General features: G+C 56.3%; 17 protein-coding genes. 9 read left to right on the forward strand and 8 right to left on the reverse strand.

Annotation, left to right across the window (positions count from 1 at the left end):
• Nucleotides 1–7: 7 nt before the first annotated feature.
• The 5 genes from G7G_RS0116420 to G7G_RS0116440 form a co-directional block, all read right to left on the reverse strand.
• Entirely contained in the window at nt 8–838 is an 831-nt protein-coding gene (locus G7G_RS0116420; RefSeq protein ID WP_010442535.1) for an alpha/beta hydrolase, read from the reverse strand.
• A 3-nt stretch (nt 839–841) separates the two neighbouring features.
• Entirely contained in the window at nt 842–1,723 is an 882-nt protein-coding gene (locus G7G_RS0116425; protein ID WP_010442536.1) for a tryptophan 2,3-dioxygenase, read from the reverse strand.
• A 63-nt stretch (nt 1,724–1,786) separates the two neighbouring features.
• Nucleotides 1,787–2,815, reverse strand: coding sequence for an L-threonine 3-dehydrogenase (tdh, locus tag G7G_RS0116430; protein WP_010442537.1), 1,029 nt, complete (start codon nt 2,813–2,815; stop codon nt 1,787–1,789).
• Nucleotides 2,816–2,829: 14 nt separating this feature from the next.
• The gene (locus G7G_RS0116435; RefSeq protein WP_010442538.1) at nt 2,830–4,014 is read right to left on the reverse strand and encodes a glycine C-acetyltransferase; all 1,185 of its coding nucleotides are present in this window, start codon (nt 4,012–4,014) and stop codon (nt 2,830–2,832) included.
• 109 nt (nt 4,015–4,123) lie between these two features.
• A complete protein-coding gene (locus tag G7G_RS0116440) occupies nt 4,124–4,687 on the reverse strand; it encodes a helix-turn-helix domain-containing protein (protein ID WP_010442539.1) in 564 nt (187 codons plus the stop codon).
• A gap of 117 nt (nt 4,688–4,804) precedes the next feature.
• Here G7G_RS0116440 and G7G_RS0116445 point away from each other — a divergent pair, with 117 nt between their 5' ends.
• Nucleotides 4,805–5,980, forward strand: coding sequence for an acetyl-CoA C-acyltransferase family protein (locus tag G7G_RS0116445; protein WP_010442540.1), 1,176 nt, complete (start codon nt 4,805–4,807; stop codon nt 5,978–5,980).
• Nucleotides 5,981–6,076: 96 nt separating this feature from the next.
• Here G7G_RS0116445 and ubiB read toward each other — a convergent pair whose 3' ends face one another.
• On the reverse strand, nt 6,077–7,606 hold the full coding sequence (ubiB, locus tag G7G_RS0116450; protein WP_010442541.1) for a 2-polyprenylphenol 6-hydroxylase: 1,530 nt from the start codon (nt 7,604–7,606) through the stop codon (nt 6,077–6,079).
• On the reverse strand, nt 7,607–8,359 hold the full coding sequence (gene ubiE, locus G7G_RS0116455) for a bifunctional demethylmenaquinone methyltransferase/2-methoxy-6-polyprenyl-1,4-benzoquinol methylase UbiE (protein ID WP_010442542.1): 753 nt from the start codon (nt 8,357–8,359) through the stop codon (nt 7,607–7,609).
• Between the two features lie 86 nt (nt 8,360–8,445).
• On the opposite strand from ubiE, the gene mutM reads away from it, so the two are divergent.
• The 6 genes from mutM (at nt 8,446) to recF (ending at nt 15,032) form a co-directional block, all read left to right on the forward strand.
• Nucleotides 8,446–9,297, forward strand: a complete 852-nt coding sequence (gene mutM / locus G7G_RS0116460) for a bifunctional DNA-formamidopyrimidine glycosylase/DNA-(apurinic or apyrimidinic site) lyase (RefSeq protein ID WP_010442543.1) — start codon at nt 8,446–8,448, stop codon at nt 9,295–9,297.
• A gap of 66 nt (nt 9,298–9,363) precedes the next feature.
• Entirely contained in the window at nt 9,364–10,140 is a 777-nt protein-coding gene (locus G7G_RS0116465) for an enoyl-CoA hydratase (protein WP_010442544.1), read from the forward strand.
• Between the two features lie 229 nt (nt 10,141–10,369).
• Nucleotides 10,370–10,633 (forward strand): 30S ribosomal protein S20, encoded by a 264-nt coding sequence (gene rpsT, locus G7G_RS0116470; RefSeq protein WP_010442545.1) that lies wholly within the window; start codon nt 10,370–10,372, stop codon nt 10,631–10,633.
• A 541-nt stretch (nt 10,634–11,174) separates the two neighbouring features.
• The gene (gene dnaA, locus G7G_RS0116475) at nt 11,175–12,551 is read left to right on the forward strand and encodes a chromosomal replication initiator protein DnaA (RefSeq protein ID WP_010442546.1); all 1,377 of its coding nucleotides are present in this window, start codon (nt 11,175–11,177) and stop codon (nt 12,549–12,551) included.
• Nucleotides 12,552–12,773: 222 nt separating this feature from the next.
• Complete coding sequence (gene dnaN / locus G7G_RS0116480) at nt 12,774–13,895, forward strand: DNA polymerase III subunit beta (protein WP_010442547.1); 1,122 nt, start codon at nt 12,774–12,776, stop codon at nt 13,893–13,895.
• A 39-nt stretch (nt 13,896–13,934) separates the two neighbouring features.
• The gene (recF, locus tag G7G_RS0116485) at nt 13,935–15,032 is read left to right on the forward strand and encodes a DNA replication/repair protein RecF (RefSeq protein WP_010442548.1); all 1,098 of its coding nucleotides are present in this window, start codon (nt 13,935–13,937) and stop codon (nt 15,030–15,032) included.
• Here the strand turns inward: recF and G7G_RS0116490 are convergent.
• On the reverse strand, nt 15,029–15,595 hold the full coding sequence (locus G7G_RS0116490) for a carboxymuconolactone decarboxylase family protein (protein ID WP_010442549.1): 567 nt from the start codon (nt 15,593–15,595) through the stop codon (nt 15,029–15,031). The two genes, recF and G7G_RS0116490, sit on opposite strands and share 4 nt — an antisense overlap.
• A 98-nt stretch (nt 15,596–15,693) precedes the next feature.
• Between G7G_RS0116490 and G7G_RS0116495 the strand changes: the two genes are divergently transcribed.
• The gene (locus G7G_RS0116495; RefSeq protein WP_010442550.1) at nt 15,694–16,266 is read left to right on the forward strand and encodes a TetR/AcrR family transcriptional regulator; all 573 of its coding nucleotides are present in this window, start codon (nt 15,694–15,696) and stop codon (nt 16,264–16,266) included.
• Nucleotides 16,267–16,368: 102 nt separating this feature from the next.
• A complete protein-coding gene (gyrB, locus tag G7G_RS0116500; protein ID WP_010442551.1) occupies nt 16,369–18,786 on the forward strand; it encodes a DNA topoisomerase (ATP-hydrolyzing) subunit B in 2,418 nt (805 codons plus the stop codon).
• Nucleotides 18,787–19,073: the final 287 nt, after the last annotated feature.

A 19,073-nucleotide genomic window follows, 5' to 3' on the forward strand; every position in this document is an offset into this window, starting at 1 on the left:
TTTGGGGCTATTCGCCGCGCGACGACAAAAACGAGCCCGAGGGCATGATGATGTCGAAGTGATGTTTACCCTGTTGAAGGTCGAAACTGACCGAATGCCCTGCTTTTCGTAGCAACTCCGCATAGTCACGGCTTTGTCGAACAAATTCTGGTGTATCTCTTTCAGCAACCGTTACCCTGTAGCGCGGCCCCGGCGCGGGCAGATTGAGGCATGGGGAAAGATCGTGAATCTCGACCTTAGTCAGTTGCAAGGGATCATTTACCGAAGTTAGGCTAATCGGCTCCAAATCGTAAACGCCACTGATCAGAATTACGTTACGCACTCTTAGACCCGCCTGCGCCAACGCGCTGGATGAGGTGGCCATGACCATCGCTACCAGATGCGCACCTGCGCTATGACCTGACAGGGTGATGTTTGATGGATCGAAGCCCAATAACTCGGCCTGTGATGCAAGCCACAGCAAGGCATCGCGACATTCTTCGACCATCTGCCCCAACCTAGCTTCAGGGGCGAGTGTGTAATTCAGGGTCGCAAAGGCCTGCCCGTTTTCGTGTAGCACCGGTGCCATCGGGGCGGATTCGCGCTGGCTGAGCGCCTGCCAATACCCTCCGTGAATGAACACATGCAAAGGTGCGTTTGCGTCTGAGGAGGGGAAGAAATCCAGAACCTGCGCCGGACTGTCGCCATAAGCAAGGTTTTCGCGCACATCCATCCGTGTCCGGGCCTGAGCGCTGAGCGCAACATAACTGTCCAGATATGGCGTCAGATCGCCACCAATCATCGAACTGGGGGAGTATTCCTGTTCAAGTTGATCTTGGGTGAACCCGCGATATAGCATGCCTCAGTCTCCCGAATACATCAGCTCGGTGCGCATATCGTAGAGGTCGTGGAAGAAGCGCAATTCCAGCGCCTTGCGCAGAAAGGCCACACCGCTCGAGCCACCTGTTCCGGGTTGCATCCCGATGACCCGTTCGACTGCCGTAGCGTGGTCGAAACGCCAGCGCTGGAACAGCGATTCGACGTCCATCAGCTTTTCAGCCAGAGCATAGAGGTCCCAATACTTGCCGGTATCCTGGAAAATCTCGCACCAGATTTTCACGACGCGCGGGTCGCCGGAATAGGATTGTGAATAGTCACGTTCGATCAGGTCTTGCGGTACGTCAAACCCTTGCCGTGCCAGCATGTGCAGCACTTCGTCATAAAGGGACGGCTTGGTTAGCGCTGCGCTCAGCATCTCCATGACCTCCGGATCGTGTTCATGCACCTTGAGGGTCGAAGCATCCTTGTTGCCCAATATGAACTCGATCTGGCGATAACCGTAACTCTGAAAGCCTGACGAACTACCTAACGCATCGCGAAACGTCATGTAGTCGGCGGGCGTCATGGTCAGCAGCGTTTCCCAAGCGGTGATCAACTGCCGCTGGATCGCCTTGATCCGGTCGAGATTTTTCATCGCCGGGCCGAAATCATCTTGCTGCAGGAAGCGCCGCACTTCGACCAGCTGGTGATGCATCAACTTCAGCCATAGCTCGCTGACCTGATGGATGATGATGAATAACATCTCATCGGGCTGAGCAGGATCCTGAAAGGTTTTTTGCAGATTCAACAGGGTTTTGAGTTGCAGAAAGTCGCCATAGCTTTTGCGATGCGTCTCAGCGAAATCGGTGACCAGAGAATCCTCGATTCCGCGTTCCAGCAGTCGGTCATCTTTCGTGCTGCCCATCTTGCTCCTCCGGTTGGTTGCTCGATCCCTGTGTATGGGCCAGTTTTGCAACTATCCAGAGGGTCAGGTCCAGTCCAGAACAACTTTGCCGGACAGGCCCGACTTCATTGCTGCGAAACCTTCGGCAAAATCGTCAACACCAAACTGATGGGTGATCACGCGGCTTACGTCCAAACCGTTCTGCAGCATAGCAATCATCTTGTACCATGTCTCAAACATCTCACGGCCGTAGACGCCCTTGATGGTGATGGCTTTAAAGACAATTCGGCTCCAGTCGACCGGAGATTGGCCCGGTGGGATGCCCAGCAGGGCGATCTTACCGCCCATGACCAGCGCTTCGACCATCTGATCCAAAGCTGCCTGCGAGCCCGACATCTCCAAACCCACGTCAAAACCTTCTTTCATCCCCAGTTCGGTGATGACATCGGACAACTCTTCTATGGTTACATCGACCGTACGTACCGACTGCACCACATGTTCCGCCAGTTTCAGCCGATCTGCATTGATATCGGTGATTACGACGTTTCGCGCACCTGCATGGCGTGCGACAGCTGCTGCCATTATGCCGATCGGGCCTGCGCCTGTTATCAGAACATCCTCACCCAGCAGATCAAAGCTCAGCGCGGTATGAACCGCATTGCCCAGCGGGTCGAGGATCGCACCAATCTCATCCGGCACATCATCTGGCAAAGGTATCACGTTGAAGGCGGGCAGTTTCAAAAATTGCGCAAAGGCACCTTGTTCGTTTACGCCGATGCCTCGCGTTCCGGGGTCCAGATGGAACTTGCCAGCGCGACTCTGGCGACTTTCGGTTCCGATCAGGTGCCCTTCGCCCGAGCAGCGCTGGCCGATCTCAAGCCCGGTAACATTACGACCAATCTCGACTATTTCGCCAGCGAACTCGTGGCCGGTGATCATCGGCACTGGTACTGTGGCTGCGGCCCAGTCATCCCAATTCCAGATATGGATATCTGTGCCGCAGATGCCGGTTTTGTTTATGCGGATCAGTACCTCGTCCGGTCCAATCTCGGGCACTGGGGCCTGAACCATCCAAAGGCCTTCCTCGGGCTTGGATTTTTCCAGTGCTTTCATCGTGTTGGGTCGCATCAGATCACCCCCAATTCCTTGCCGACCTTGCCAAAGGCCGCGAGCGCGCGATCCAATTCATCCTTTGTTAGAGCCGCATTCATCTGCGTTCTGATCCGGGCCTGACCGCGCGGAACGACGGGGAAGAAGAAGCCCGAGACATAGACGCCTTCATCAAACAACCGCGACGCCATGTCTTGCGCAAGCGTTGCGTCCCCGAGCATCACCGGGATGATTGGGTGCTCACCGGGCAACAGATCAAAGCCCAGTTTCTCCAAACCGGCGCGCCAGTATTTGGCGTTGCCGAACAGTTGCGCGCGCAGCATGTCGCCCTCTTCAACCAGACGGATTGCTTCCATACCGGCAGCGACGATGGACGGCGGCAGCGAGTTTGAGAACAGATAGGGCCGCGCCCGCTGCCGCAGCAGGTCGATCACTGGCTGCGGCCCGGCGATGTAGCCGCCGATTGCCCCCCCAAGTGCCTTGCCCAGAGTTCCCGTCAGAATGTCCACGTCGACGCCGAAGTGATCCGGCGTGCCCGCACCGTTTGGCCCCATGAAGCCCGTGGCGTGGCAATCATCGACCATGACGATGGCGTCGTACTTGTCGGCCAGCTCGCGTATTTTTGGCAGATTGGCCAGATAGCCATCCATCGAAAAAACGCCGTCGGTGGCGATCATAATATGCCGCGCCCCGTCCTCGCGCGCCTGTTTCAACCAAGCCTCGAGGTCATTCATGTCATTGTTTAGATAGCGATAGCGTTTGGCCTTGCAGAGCCTTACGCCATCGATGATTGACGCGTGGTTCAGGCTGTCCGAGATGATGGCGTCTTCAGGCCCTAACAAAGGCTCAAACAGCCCGCCATTGGCATCGAAACAGGCAGCGAACAGAATTGAATCATCTTTGTTCAGGAACTTGGCCAGCCGTTGCTCAAGCTCGCGGTGAATATCCTGCGTGCCGCAGATAAAGCGGACAGAGGCCATGCCGAACCCTTTCGGTTCCATGGCGTTTTTGGCGGCGTCGATCAGGGCGGGGTGATCGGCCAGGCCCAGATAGTTATTGGCGCACAGGTTGATGACCTGCTTTCCGCCCACAGTAATCTCACCGCCCTGAGGCGAGGTGATCATTCGTTCACGCTTGTACAGACCTTCGGATTCGATCTGCTTAAGGGTGTCCGTGATGTGGGACAGGAATGCATTTGCCATGGCGACCTCCGTTCATCTGAGTCGCGCTTCTAACATAACGGACGAATATCCCAAATAGGGGATTTACGAAATTACGGAAAAATATCCGTGAAGGCGGATTATTGCTGAGTCAGGCGTTCTTTACAATTAGGAAAACACGCGCAGGGCTGTCGGCAGAAATGGAATGCGCGACGTCAGCGGCATATCGGGCTGTATCACCTTGCCTGAGTTCGCTCACTGCCACGCCCGAAGTAACTCGAACTGACCCTTCCAACACGGTCAATTGTTCCCGTGCACCGCGCGCATGGGGTTGGCTGTTCAGGGCGCCATTTTTGTCGAGCTGAATGTCATAGACCTCGTGACCGCCGGCTTCTTCTGGCGGTGAGAGGATCCGGATGCGGCAGTTCTCTCCCATGTTATCGATGCTGGGCACTTCGGAGTTTTTGAGAATCTCGATCTGGTCGGTTGTCTTCGTGTCTTCCAACAACCCGGCAAAATCCACCTGCAGAGCTCGGGTCAGGTTCCACAAGGTCGAAATTGTGGGGCTGCTCTCTCCCCTCTCGATCTGGCTGACCATGGATCGCGATACGCCACTGAGATTCGCAACCGCTTCAAGGGAAAGGCCCTGGGCCCGGCGCGCTTCTTTAAGGCGTGTCGGAAGGCGTGTCAGGATATCGTCTGTCTTGTCCGTCATGGCGGAATTTGATGCGCCTTGAATCAATAGATGTCAATTCCGTCTGTGACGGGACGTCTCAGGCGACAGAGAGTTACTGCGGGTGCATACTACGGCCAACCTCAGGAGGAGTGATCCATGACCGATATCGTTATTCTGGATGGCGCACGTACTGCCATCGGTACTTTTGGCGGTGCGCTGGCTTCGACAGCGCCGATTGATTTAGCGACAGTGGCGACCGAAGCCGCGCTTGAACGGTCGGGTGTCGAAGGCGGGCAAATCGGACATGTGGTATTCGGTCATGTGATCAACACTGAACCCCGCGATATGTACCTGTCGCGCGTAGCAGCGATGCAGGCGGGCATTCCGAACGGGACACCGGCAATGAACGTAAATCGTTTGTGTGGCTCCGGCGCGCAGGCGATTGTGTCGGCGGTACAATCTCTGATGCTGGGAGATGCCGATTTCGCAGTGGCTGGAGGAGCCGAGAGCATGTCACGCAGCCCCTACATCGTGCCTCAGGCCAGATGGGGCGCTAAGATGGGCGACGTCACCTCACTGGACATGATGTTGGGCGCGCTGAACTGTCCTTTCGGAACCGGTCATATGGGTGTGACGGCTGAGAATGTGGCCGACGAACATCAGATCAGTCGTGAACAGATGGATGCGTTTGCCTTAACCAGCCAGAGCCGAGCGGCAACAGCGATCGACGCTGGATATTTCGAAAGCCAGATCACGCCTGTGCAGGTGAAAGTCAAACGCGAGATGGTTGACTTTAAGGTGGATGAGCATCCCAAGGCCACCACAGCTGAGGCGTTGGCGGGCCTTCGTCCAGTGTTCAAGAAAGAAGGACGCGTCACGGCCGGGAATGCATCGGGTATCAACGATGGGGCTGCGGCGATGGTTCTGGCGACGTCAGATGCTGCTGAAAAGGCCGGATTGAAACCAAAGGCACGGATATTGGGATATGCGCATGCCGGAGTGCGGCCCGAAGTAATGGGAATTGGACCGGTTCCTGCAGTGCAGAACTTGTTCAAGAAGACAGGGCTGTCGGCAGTTGATTTCGATGTGATCGAGAGTAATGAGGCCTTTGCCGCACAGGCCCTGGCCGTCAATCAAGAGCTTGGGTTGGATGCCGCTAAGGTCAATCCGAATGGCGGTGCGATTGCGTTGGGGCACCCTGTGGGGGCAACTGGGGCGATTATCACCCTAAAAGCGCTGTATGAACTGGAGCGTGTTGGTGGTTCCAAGGCGCTTATCACCATGTGTATTGGTGGTGGGCAGGGGATTGCCCTTGCCATCGAGCGGCTCTGATTGAGGTCGAGCGGAGGGGGCTGTCTGCCCCCCAATCGCGCCGGTGGCGCGATTCCCCCCGAAGATTTGTGGCCAGATGAAGCAGGCGGGTTGTTGTTAGCCGAATGTCATCACGACAAGTGTGGCTGCGATCCCAACGGCTGCGCCAAGGGCGGCGGGTAGCAGCAAGGTTGTCTTGCCGGAAGTTTGCTGGTCATCTTTCGTGGTTTGCGCAATCAGGGCGTTTTCTACCAGCGCAGGTAAGCGTGGGCCGAAACGGGCCAGCACCATTGCGGTCTTACCAAAATCTCTCAGGGCGGCCCGGGGGCCGATGGAGCTTTTGATATAATCCTCGACGACCGGGCGCGCGACTTCCCAGATATTCATATGATCGTCGAGTGATCGGGCAACGCCTTCGACCACGACCATGGTGCGCTGCAGAAGAATCAGTTCGGTTCGGGTTTCCATGCCGAAGCGCTCTGTGACCTCAAACAGATAGCTGAGCAGTCGGCCCATGGAGATATGGGTCGCGTCCATGCCGAAGATGGGTTCTCCGACTGCGCGCAAGGCGCGGGCGAATTCGTCGACGTCCTGGTTGGCAGGGACATAGCCGGCCTCGAAATGGACTTCGGCTACGCGTTTGTAGTCGCGGCGGATGAAGCCGAAGAGGATTTCGGCATAGACCCGACGGGTGTATTCGTCGATATGCCCCATGATGCCGTAGTCATAGGCAATAATGTCTCCATTCGCGGCGACCTTCAGGTTCCCTTGGTGCATATCCGCATGGAAATAGCCATCGCGAAGGGCGTGCAGCAGGAAAAGGCGCAACACACGTTCTGCCAGATCGCTGCGATTGTGGCCTGCAGCGTCCAGCGCGTCATTGTCGCCCAGCGGGATTCCATCGGCCCAGCTGAGTGTCATCACCCGGCGTGCGGACAAGGACCAGACGACCGGAGGCAGCCAGAACCCGGAATCATCCTTGGTGTTGGCGGCGTATTCCGAAGCAGCAGCGCTTTCCAGGCGCAGGTCCAACTCGCCGCGGACAACTCCGTCAAAATGCTCGATCACCTCCATAGGGCGCAAGCGACGAGCACCGGGGGCAAACAGGTCGACAATTCGGGCGGCGAAATAAAAGGCGTCTACATCTTTACGGAAGGCGCGTTCAATTCCGGGGCGAAGGACTTTGACGGCAACATCTTCACCCGTGCTGGCCAGCTTAGCTTTGTGGACCTGAGCGATTGAGGCTGCGGCGATAGGCTCGCTGAAATCGCTGAACATTTCTGAAAGGGGTTGGCCCAGCTCTTTCTCGACCTCGGCCATGGCTTCGGCCTTAGAGAATGGCGGAAGCTTATCCTGCAAGACACGCAGTTGTTCAGCCAGTTCATTTCCAACCACGTCGGGGCGCGTCGAAAGGACTTGTCCGAACTTGATATAGGCGGGCCCAAGAGCAGTTAAGGCGCGGGTTGCGGGCGGCATCTGGGGATCCCCTTTGTACCCCAGCCACTGAAATGGTTTGCCCAGAACATGTGCGAGGATGCGGATAGCCCGAGGAGCCTCGAACGCGTCTAATACCACGTTCATGGCACCCGTGCGCTCGAGCGTTGCGCCTGTGCGGATCAGGCGGATAATGTTATGTGGGCCGCGCATCTAGATCTTCCAGCCGGAATGCAGTGCCGCGATACCCATGCTGAGATTGCGGTACTTGGCGTTTTCGAACCCGGCGGCGCGGACTATGCTCAGGAATGTCTCCTGATCCGGGAACTTGCGGATCGATTCCACCAGGTATTGATAGCTGTCGTAGTCATTGGCGATTAGTTTGCCCATGCGTGGAATGACGTTGAAGCTGTAGAGGTCATAAAGCTTTTGCAGTCCGTCATTGGGCAGTTGGCTGAATTCAAGCACCATTAGGCGGCCACCGGGTTTCAGCACGCGATAGGCCTCGTTCAATGCCTCTTGCGGGCGGGTAACATTCCGGATGCCGAAGGAAATTGTATAGACGTCGAACGTATTGTCCTCGAACGGCAGGGACATCGCATCGCCCACCACCCAGTTCAGGCTGTCGGACATCTGGTCGGCCTCGGCGCGCTGGCGGCCTTCGACCAGCATAGGCTCTGTCAGGTCCAGAACCGTGGCATGGCCGTGGCCCGCGCGTCTCAGGAAACGAAAAGAGATATCTCCGGTCCCACCTGCAACGTCCAGCAACCGTTGACCGGGGCGCGGGGCAAGCCAATCCATCATTGCGTCTTTCCAGACCCGGTGAATGCCCATCGACATGACATCGTTCATCACATCGTATTTCGAGGCGACCGAGTTGAACACGCCCTGTACGCGCCCGGCCTTGTCGGCCTCGCGCACGGTTTCAAACCCGAAATGAGTGGTCTTGTCGCTGTTGTTGGACATTTGCCTTGCCGTTCGTCGAATTTCGCCTCTGTTATAGGGCCATAAGAGGCGGGCACAATGCGGCCCTTTGGAATAGGAGCCATCTAATGCCCGAATTGCCCGAGGTCGAGACAGTAAGACGCGGTCTATCCCCGGCGATGGAAGGCGTCGTAATCAAAAGGGCGGACGTAAACCGCCCCGATTTGCGCTGGCCTTTCCCCGAGCGGATGGCTGAACGACTGACTGGGCAGCGCGTCGACCGATTGCGTAGACGATCGAAATACATTCTGGCCGATCTGAACAGTGGAGAAACACTGCTGATTCATCTTGGTATGTCCGGGCGTATGACCGTATCTGGTGATCCTCTAGGGCAATTTGCCCACAAACACCCGATGCCGGAAAAGCATGATCACGTAGTCTTTCATATGGCCAACGGCACCCGTATCACTTTTAACGATCCGCGTCGGTTCGGAGCCATGGACCTGCTGCCGACAGCCACGGCAGAGGATCACAAGCTGCTGTCAGTTCTGGGACCTGAACCATTGGGTAACGATTTCCACGAACAGCACCTCATTGAGGCGTTCAAAGGTAAGAATAGCCCGGTCAAATCCGCGTTGCTGGATCAGGGAATCGTTGCCGGATTGGGAAATATCTACGTCTGCGAAGCGCTTTATCGCGGCAAGGTGTCGCCACGTCGCAAAGCCGGACAAATTTCTGCGTCGCGTGTTGGAGCGCTGGTTCCGATCATCCGCCAGGTGTTGCAGGACGCGATTGAAGCGGGTGGTTCATCCTTACGTGATTTCCGCCAAGCCGATGGAGAACTTGGATATTTTCAGCATAGTTTTGATGTTTATGGGCGTGAGGGAAGGCCCTGCAGAACCAAAGGATGTAGTGGTGAAATCAAGAGAATCACTCAGTCTGGTCGCTCATCCTTCTACTGTGCGCAATGCCAAAGATAACTTGATCCAGCGAATTCGCGTGGTAAGGAATCGTACTTGAACGGAACAACCGGAAGCTTACACCTCATGGCTTTTGAGACGATCATCGTCGAAATCGAAGACCACGTCGCCCTAATCAAGCTCAACAGACCAGATGCGATGAATGCGCTGAACACCCAGTTACTGGGTGAGTTGTGTGATGCGCTGGAAGAAGCAGACAGCAACGACAAGGTGCGCTGCATCGTCATCACCGGCTCGGACAAAGCTTTTGCGGCTGGTGCGGACATCAAAGAGATGTCCGAGATGAGCTATGTCGATGTCTTCAACATCAACCTTTTTGCCGACGCGAATGACCGGGTATCGGCAATCCGCAAACCGATCATCGCCGCCGTTGCAGGTTATGCGCTGGGCGGAGGTTGTGAGCTGGCAATGCTGTGTGATTTCATCATCGCAGCGGATACAGCCAAGTTCGGCCAGCCCGAGATCAATCTGGGCGTCATCGCAGGACTCGGCGGCAGCCAGCGTTTGACACGGTTTGTAGGCAAGTCCAAATCGATGGACATGAACTTGACCGGTCGGTTCATGGACGCGGAAGAGGCCGAGCGTGCGGGGCTGGTCAGCCGCGTCGTGCCTGCCAAGAAGCTGATCGAAGAAGCAACCGGCGCAGCGCAGAAGATCGCTGAGAAGTCGCAGATCACGGCAATCGCGGCCAAGGAAGCCGTGAACCGCAGCTATGAGTTGCCGCTGAGCGAGGGTATGCTGTTTGAGCGCCGGGTGTTCCATTCGATGTTTGCAACTGAAGATCAGAAAGAGGGCATGGCCGCGTTTCTGGAAAAACGTGCGGCTCAGTTCCGCGACAAGTAACGATAACGGACATTCAGTGAATTCAGGCGGGCTTGGTCTCGCCTTTTTGCTACTGAAGCTCTTGTGAAGAATCAGCTTGGCAAAACCTTTAAACTTGGGTAGAGACCGCCGTCATACATGCGCGTGCGGCCCGCTTGGCCCGACTCACACTCGTGATTTCTGATCCGGTGCGGATATGTCCGTGGCGCGCAACCCTAGATAACCGTACCGAACAAAAGGTCAGAGACACATGGCAAATTCGCCCCAGGCAAAGAAACGCGCTCGTCAGAACGAAAAGCGTTTTGCTGTAAACAAAGCACGCCGTTCGCGCATCCGCACACATCTGCGCAAAGTTGAAGAAGCAATCGCATCCGGTGACAAGGACGCGGCTACCGCTGCCCTGCGCGCCGCTCAGCCAGAACTGATGCGTGGCGTCACCAAAGGTGTCTTCCACAAGAACACCGCAGCCCGCAAAATGTCGCGCCTGTCGGCACGCGTCAAAGCGCTGGGCTGATTCTTTGGGAAAACGCGTCAAGCGTTGATTTGCGAAAAAGGCGTCGCGCATAGCGGCGCCTTTTTCATTGTTGCCGGAAAGCCGCGCCTTCACGAAGTCGAGAGATTCTTTCGTCCTGAACCCCGAGTCAATATCAGAGTTTCGTTGCCCGGACCCATGGGCTCTTGCTACGACTGAGTCAGCGATTCACTCGCTTGGGGGGACAGGCTGTTCTGGGTATCTGACTGACGGGCATCAGTAGGAATCCGGAACGAATGTTCGAAAATCGGCTTCGGTCGGTTGGACGATCTGCTCTGGGTCTCGGGTTTTCCGATGATCTTGGCCCTGTCGAAAAATTGGATTGTGACGCGCCACCCTGTTTTCGGGGTTGTACCGACCGTTGGACAATGCGGTATCGGATTGCGCTGAACGTTAAAATGACCCGCCAGACCTTGTGGCCTGGCGCATGGGTATCCTTGTGGGTGGACGCAATAAACCGGTATACCGGACTATTTTGATAAGGCTGACAGGCCAATAAAGAATGGGATGCGTGAGGCGCCGAATGACACAAGAGAAATGGGGACAGTTGCGGAACAAGTTGATGAAGGCTGTTGGTAAGAACAACTTCACGACCTGGATCGAACCTTTAGAGTTTCAGGGATTGCAAGATGGCGTCGCGGTATTTTCTGTGCCGACCAACTTCATGGGAAACTACGTAAGTCAAAATTTTGCTGACCTCATTCTTTATGAACTAAACACGGCGGGCGAGCCTGTTCAGCGCCTTGCATTCCGCACCGCTGCTAATTCTCCGACCCGTCCGGCGCAGGCTGAGACCCCAAAACCCCAAGCCGTTCCGCAGCCCGTTGTTGTTGAGGCCTCGCATGATGCGCTTGAGGCGTTACAGGCGGCACCGCTGGATGCGCGCTTTACCTTTGACAGTTTTGTTGTTGGTAAGCCGAATGAGCTGGCTCACGCCGCCGCGCGCCGCGTTTCCGAAGGCGGGCCCGTAACATTCAATCCGCTGGTGCTCTACGGGGGTGTCGGCCTTGGTAAGACGCACCTGATGCACGCCATTGCTTGGGAGCTGAAAACCAAGCATCCCGAACTAAACGTTCTGTACCTGTCGGCAGAACAGTTCATGTACCGTTTTGTGCAGGCCCTGCGTGAGCGCCGGATGATGGATTTCAAGCATCTGTTCCGCTCGGTCGACGTGCTTATGGTTGATGACGTGCAGTTCATCGCGGGTAAGGATTCGACGCAGGAAGAGTTCTTTCATACCTTCAATGCGCTGGTGGACCAGAATAAGCAGATCATCATTTCGGCAGACCGCGCGCCGGGTGAGATCAAGGATCTTGAGGATCGCGTGAAATCGCGTCTGCAATGCGGCCTTGTCGTCGATCTTCATCCAACGGACTATGAGCTGCGTCTGGGAATCCTGCAGAACAAAGTGCAGCAATACAGCAGCACTTATCCCGATCTCACCATTGCTGATGGTGTATTGGAATTCCTTGCACACCGCATATCGACCAATGTGCGCGTGTTGGAAGGGGCGCTGACCCGCCTGTTCGCGTTTGCCTCGCTGGTTGGGCGTGAGATCGATATGGAGCTGACGCAGGATTGTCTGGCCGATGTGCTACGCGCATCCGAGCGCAAGATCACTGTCGAAGAGATTCAGCGCAAAGTCTCGGACTATTACAACATTCGCCTCAGCGACATCATTGGCCCCAAGCGTCTCCGGTCTTATGCTCGCCCGCGTCAGGTGGCGATGTATCTGTGTAAGCAACTGACCAGCCGGTCTTTGCCGGAAATCGGCCGTCGTTTCGGTGGGCGCGACCACACCACAGTCATGCACGGCGTCAAGCGCATCGAAGAGCTGAAGCTGACCGATGGCCAGATCGCCGAAGACGTCGAGATGCTGCGCCGGGCTTTGGAAGCCTAATCTGCGACCGTACTGGAAATGCCCCGCGCCCGTCTGGCCGGGGTATTTTCATGTGCGCAATAATCCACGATTGCGCGCGAACTGGCGGTGGGATGGCCGGTTGGCCTTGACGGTTTGACCATTCCAACCCAGAAATTCACAAAAAATCCTTGTGCCTCAGGGCGGAACCGGTAACTTGCCAGTCCCGCCCATGTACGCACTCAAGTCAGAGGAACTGAGGGTATGAAGATCAGCATCGAACGCGGCACCCTTCTAAAGGCCGTTTCGCAGGCCCAATCTGTTGTTGAACGTCGCAACACCATTCCGATCCTGGCCAATGTGCTGATCGAAGCCGAAGGGGATCAGGCGCTGTTCCGAGCGACTGATCTGGATATCGAGGTTGTCGACAAGGCTCCTGCGCAGGTTGAGAAAGCGGGCGCGACAACTGTCGCCGCCACCACGCTGCATGAGATTGTGCGCAAGCTGCCCGATGGGGCGCTGGTGACTTTAACCGCCGACAGTGCTGCTGGCCGATTGACGGTTGAGGCCGGTCGGTCGAACTTCTCGCTGGCGACGCTGCCGAAAGAGGATTTTCCGGTTATGGCGTCCTCGGAATACCAATCGAACTTTACGGCGTCGGCTGCGCTGCTGCGGCGGTTGTTCGACAAATCGAAGTTCGCCATTTCTACCGAAGAGACCCGTTATTATCTGAACGGTGTCTACATGCATGTCGCTGATGGTTCTGAGGGCGGCAAGGTGCTGCGCTGCGTGGCGACCGATGGCCACCGTCTGGCGCGTATTGATGCGGACCTGCCGGACGGAGCGGCGGATATGCCGGGTGTAATTGTTCCCCGAAAGACCGTGGGTGAACTGCGCAAGCTGTTGGATGATGATGAAATGGACATCGCCGTCTCGGTCAGCGAAACCAAGGTGCGGTTTGCAACGCCAGACATCACGCTCACCTCGAAAGTGATTGATGGGACTTTCCCTGACTACACGCGCGTCATCCCTCAGGGAAATACGCGCAAGCTAGAGGTTGACGCTGCCGAATTCGCGCAGGCCGTGGATCGTGTGGCGACCGTTTCGTCCGAACGGTCACGAGCTGTAAAACTGCAACTGGATGCGGACAAGCTGGTCCTGTCGGTCAATGCACCCGACAGTGGTGCGGCTGAGGAAGAGTTGGCTGTCGCGTATGGGGATGAACGTCTCGAAATTGGTTTTAACGCGAAATACCTGCTCGAGATCGCTTCTCAAGTGGACCGCGAGAACGCTGTCTTCATGTTCAATTCCGCTGGTGATCCGACACTGATGCGCGAAGGCAACGACCAAAGCGCTGTTTACGTCGTAATGCCGATGCGCGTCTGATTGCCCCGATCGGGTGATCTCTAACGAAAGGGAGGGGTCATGGGATTGGCCCTGACCGAGCTTACCGTTTCGCATTTTCGGTCTCATAAGCTGGCGCGGTTGTCCTTGGACGGGCGACCGGTGGCGATCCACGGGCCGAACGGGGCCGGAAAGACCAACATTCTGGAAGCAGTGTCACTGTTCTCGCCCGGACGCGGTATGCGGCGGGCGAGTGCGGCTGAGATGACCCGGAGGCCTGAGGCGTTGGGTTGGAAGCTGTCCGGATTGATGAACGTACAGGGCCAGAACTACGAAATTGAGACATGGTCCGAAGGTGGCGCAGCTCGGCAGGTTCGGATTGATAACAAGGCGGCCAGTCAGATTGATCTGGGCAAGTTGGCGCGCGTTGTTTGGTTGATCCCCTCAATGGATCGCTTGTGGATTGAGGGTGCCGAGGGTCGGCGGCGGTTTTTGGACCGGATTGCGCTGAGTTTTGATCCGTCTCACGCCGAAGCCTCACTGATCTATGAAAAGTCGATGCGCGAGCGGAACCGATTGCTGAAAGAGCAGGTTCGAGACGCCCATTGGTATGCGGCGCTGGAGGGACAGATGGCAGAGACGGGGCACCGCATCCACGCGGCACGAAAGGCGGCTCTGGAGCATTTACGGGCGGCACAGCATCAAGCGGAAACGGCGTTTCCTTCGGCGGAGTTGGAACTTGTCCAGACCGAAGGAGCGATGCCTGAAACTACAGAAGATTTGCGCGAAGCGTTGAATGAAAGCTGGTTTCGGGATTTGGCTGCGGGCCGTACGTTGGTTGGGCCGCATCGTTCAGATCTTTATGGAGTGTTTGCGGCCAAGGGTGTGCCCGCCAAAGACTGTTCCACCGGAGAGCAAAAGGCGCTGTTGGTTTCGCTGATCCTATCGAACGCGCGGGCGTTGGCGGGCATGGTCGGGGCGCCACCGATTGTGCTGTTGGATGAGGTCGCTGCTCATCTGGACGCGGACCGTCGCGCCGCGCTTTACGATGAGATTTGTGCGCTGGGCGCTCAGGCCTGGATGACGGGCACCGGGCCTGAGCTATTTGCGGAATTGGGCGACCGGGCCCAAACATTGATTGTAACCGAGGGCGACGAAGGCTCGGTTGTAACTGCTTAGGCAGGCTCGCTGACTTTACGCTCCCACAGGAAGCCGCGCATAACCTGGTCGACCGGTGTTTTGGCCATGTGGTTGACGTAGTTCGACATGGTTTTCTGCGCCAGTCCCAGAACCACGTCCAAAACCGCGCGGTGGGAATAACCTGCGTCGAAGAACGCCTGCAGTTGTTCTTCGGTCGGGTTGCCACGGGTTTCCATCACCTGCAGGGTGAAAGTGCGCAGTGCCTCAAGCTTTTCCGAGGGAAGCGGAGTCTCGTTGCGCAGTGCCTCTGTGATCTCGTCCGAGACTTTCATCATCTTAGCGATTCCAGTGTGGGCGGGCACGCAGTAATGGCATTCGTTTTCTACGTTGATTGTCTGCCAGACAACGGTCTTTTCGTCATTGTCGAAGTCGGTCTGCAGGAAAAGGCCGTGCAGAACCTGATAGCCTTCCAGGTGCTGTGGGCTTTCGGCCATTACTTTGTGCAGACCGGGCAGGCGCCCGAATGCAGCCTGAGATTTCTCAAGCAGCGGCTTGGATCCTTCTGGGGCAGATTCGAGGTCGTGGGACGGGAAATTGGCCATGTCAAACTCCTGTTTCTGGCGAGATGGGTCGTATTTAGGGTTTCTTGAGCGATCGCTCAAGTATATATTTGAGCGAACGTTCAAGTATTGGTGAGACCATGCCTCGCAAGCCCTCATACGACCGAGACGCACTAATCGCGCAGGCTCGTGATATTTTTTGGCGTCACGGCTGGGCAGGAACGTCGCTGAAAGACCTTGAGCGCGAGCTGAAGCTGAAACCGGGCAGCTTCTACGCGGCGTTTGGGTCGAAAGATACGCTCTACGCCCTGGCGTTAGAGCGGTATGCGCAGGATGGGGTTGCCAGCATGGGGACCTTGGCCGAGGAACTGGGTCCGCTCGGCGCGCTCAAGGCGCAGCCACGTCGCGTAATCGAGGCATCAGAGCTGCCGACCAAAGCCTGCATGTTGGCGAAAACTTTTGCCGAGTTGCAGGCAAAGGATCACGATCTGGCCGCTCAGGCACGTAGTCATATGGTTTCGATGAAGACTTGTTTTGCAGACCTGTTTCGCCGCGCGCAGGATGCCGGAGAAATCGCCCCTGATCACGACCCGGACCGCCTTGCCTCGCGCTATCAATCTGACCTTTTAGGGCTGCGATTATCGGCCGAACGCGACGATGTGAATGCAACAGAGATCGCCGAAGATATTGCAGCGGACCTCGATCGGCTTTGATCTGCAAATAAAGCGGATCAGAACCACAAAATGTTGGGGGATCGCGTGACATTCCCCACCAGAAAACGTATAAGTTACCAAAATAATATAGGTACTAACGGCATGTCCGAAGACGCACAGGCACCCCAGGAATACGGCGCTGATTCCATTAAAGTTCTCAAAGGGTTAGAGGCGGTTCGCAAGCGCCCTGGCATGTACATCGGGGACACGGATGATGGCTCGGGTTTGCACCACATGGTGTACGAAGTCGTGGACAACGGAATTGACGAGGCGTTGGCCGGTCATGCCGACCATGTGACCGTGAAAATCCACGCCGATTCCAGCGTTTCGGTCAGCGACAACGGTCGCGGTATTCCGGTCGATATTCACCCCGAAGAAGGCGTTTCGGCCGCCGAGGTCATCATGACCCAGCTGCACGCGGGCGGTAAGTTCGACAGCAACTCGTACAAAGTGTCGGGTGGTCTGCACGGTGTGGGTGTATCGGTGGTGAACGCACTATCCGATTGGCTGGAACTGCGCATCTGGCGCGCTGGCAAGGAGCATTTGGCGAGATTTGAGGGTGGTGAGACCGCAGAGCACCTGAAAGTCGTGGGCGAATGCGGCGACCGCACCGGGACCGAGGTACGCTTTCTAGCCTCGACAAGCACATTTTCGAATCTTGAATACTCGTTCGAAACGCTGGAAAAACGTCTACGCGAGCTGGCCTTTCTGAATTCGGGCGTGCGGATCATTCTGATCGACGAACGTCCCGCCGAACGGCTGGAAACCGAGCTGTTTTATGAAGGCGGCGTCAAGGAATTCGTCAAATACCTCGATCGATCCAAGACCCCGGCGATGCCCGAGCCGATCTATATCAAGGGTGAGCGCGACGATATCGGTGTTGAAATCGCCATGTGGTGGAATGACAGCTATCACGAGACGGTTCTGCCGTTCACCAACAACATCCCACAGCGGGACGGCGGTACCCACGTGGCCGGATTCCGGGGCGCTCTGACCCGAACAATCAACAACTATGCGCAGTCCAGTGGGATCGCGAAGAAGGAGAAGGTGAGCTTTACCGGCGATGATGCGCGTGAAGGCCTGACCTGTGTGCTGTCGGTGAAAGTACCTGACCCCAAATTCTCATCCCAGACCAAAGATAAGCTGGTGTCGTCCGAAGTGCGCCCGGCGGTTGAAGGTTTGATGAACGAAAAACTAGCCGAGTGGTTCGAGGAAAATCCGACCGAGGCCAAGGGGATCGTTGGCAAGATCATCGAGGCCGCCTTGGCCCGCGAAGCGGCCCGTAAAGCCCGTGATTTAACCCGCCGCAAGACGGCAATGGATGTAAACTACTTGGCCGGTAAGCTGAAAGACTGTTCCGAGAAAGACCCATCAAAGACCGAGGTCTTTCTGGTCGAGGGGGACTCGGCAGGAGGCTCTGCCCAGACGGGCCGGGACCGTCTGACTCAGGCAGTTTTGCCCCTGCGCGGGAAAATCCTGAACGTTGAACGCGCCCGGTTTGACCGGATGCTGTCATCTCAGGAAATCGGGAACCTTGTGATGGCGCTAGGCACCGGCATTGGTCGCGATGAGTTCAACATCGAAAAGCTGCGCTACCACAAAATTGTCATTATGACCGATGCGGATGTCGATGGTGCGCACATCCGGACCCTGCTGCTGACCTTCTTCTATCGGCAGATGCCGGAATTGATCGAAGGGGGGTATCTCTACATCGCGCAACCGCCACTCTATAAAGTTTCTCGAGGTAAATCTGAGGTTTACCTGAAGGACCAGGCTGCGCTTGATGAATATCTAGTTAATCAAGGTGTCGAAGGTGCGGTCCTAAAGCTTGGTTCCGGTGAAGAATTAGTTGGCCAGGACCTGACCCGCGTCGTCGATGAAGCGCGTCAACTGAAACGTGTGCTGGATGCGTTCCCAACCCATTACCCGCGTCATATCCTTGAGCAAGCCGCCGTCGCCGGTGCATTTGTGCCAGGTGCTGTGGATGCTGACCTGCAAGGTGTGGCTGACAAGGTTGCGGCCCGTTTGGATCTGATCGCACTGGAATATGAACGCGGATGGCAAGGCAGGATCACACAAGATCACGGCATCCGCCTGGCTCGTATCCTGCGCGGCGTGGAAGAGGTTCGCACCCTGGACGGCCCCATGCTCCGCTCGGGCGAAGCGCGCAAAACCGGCAGCTTCACCCAAAGCCTGCAAGAGGTTTATAACACTCCAGCGACCCTGATCCGCCGCGATCGGTCCCAAGTCATCCACGGCCCGCTGGATTTGCTGCGCGCGATTCTGGAAGAAGGCGAAAAGGGCCTGTCGCTGCAACGCTACAAGGGTCTGGGTGAGATGAATCCGGACCAATTGTGGGAAACCACACTCGATCCAGATGCCCGGACACTATTACAGGTTCGAGTTGACGATATGGTGGAGGCCGATGACCTGTTCACCAAGCTTATGGGCGACGTTGTGGAACCACGTCGAGAATTCATTCAGAAGAATGCGCTAAGCGTCGAGAATCTGGATTTCTGATCTAGTGTAGGTGTTCTCATAACGCTGCATTGTCTTCATTGAAGACATTCAGGAAATTCGGCTGTGTTCGCCCATAATTCTGCGCGGTATTTGCGCATAAGCTTGCACGATTTGCCCATAAATTTGCGCGGTTCGAAAAACGCTCTCAATTGATGGCAGCTGTCGCGCTCCTTCTTCAGCTTTAAAGGGCTATCTCTCAATCATAGGTGCATTCTGGGCGGCAAAATTCAACCCTTATCTGAAGGACGATGCTCGTCAGCGCTTGTGGTAGATTGCGGAACTGGAAT

It is taken from the genome of Ruegeria conchae (genome assembly GCF_000192475.1).
GTDB lineage: Bacteria > Pseudomonadota > Alphaproteobacteria > Rhodobacterales > Rhodobacteraceae > Ruegeria > Ruegeria conchae.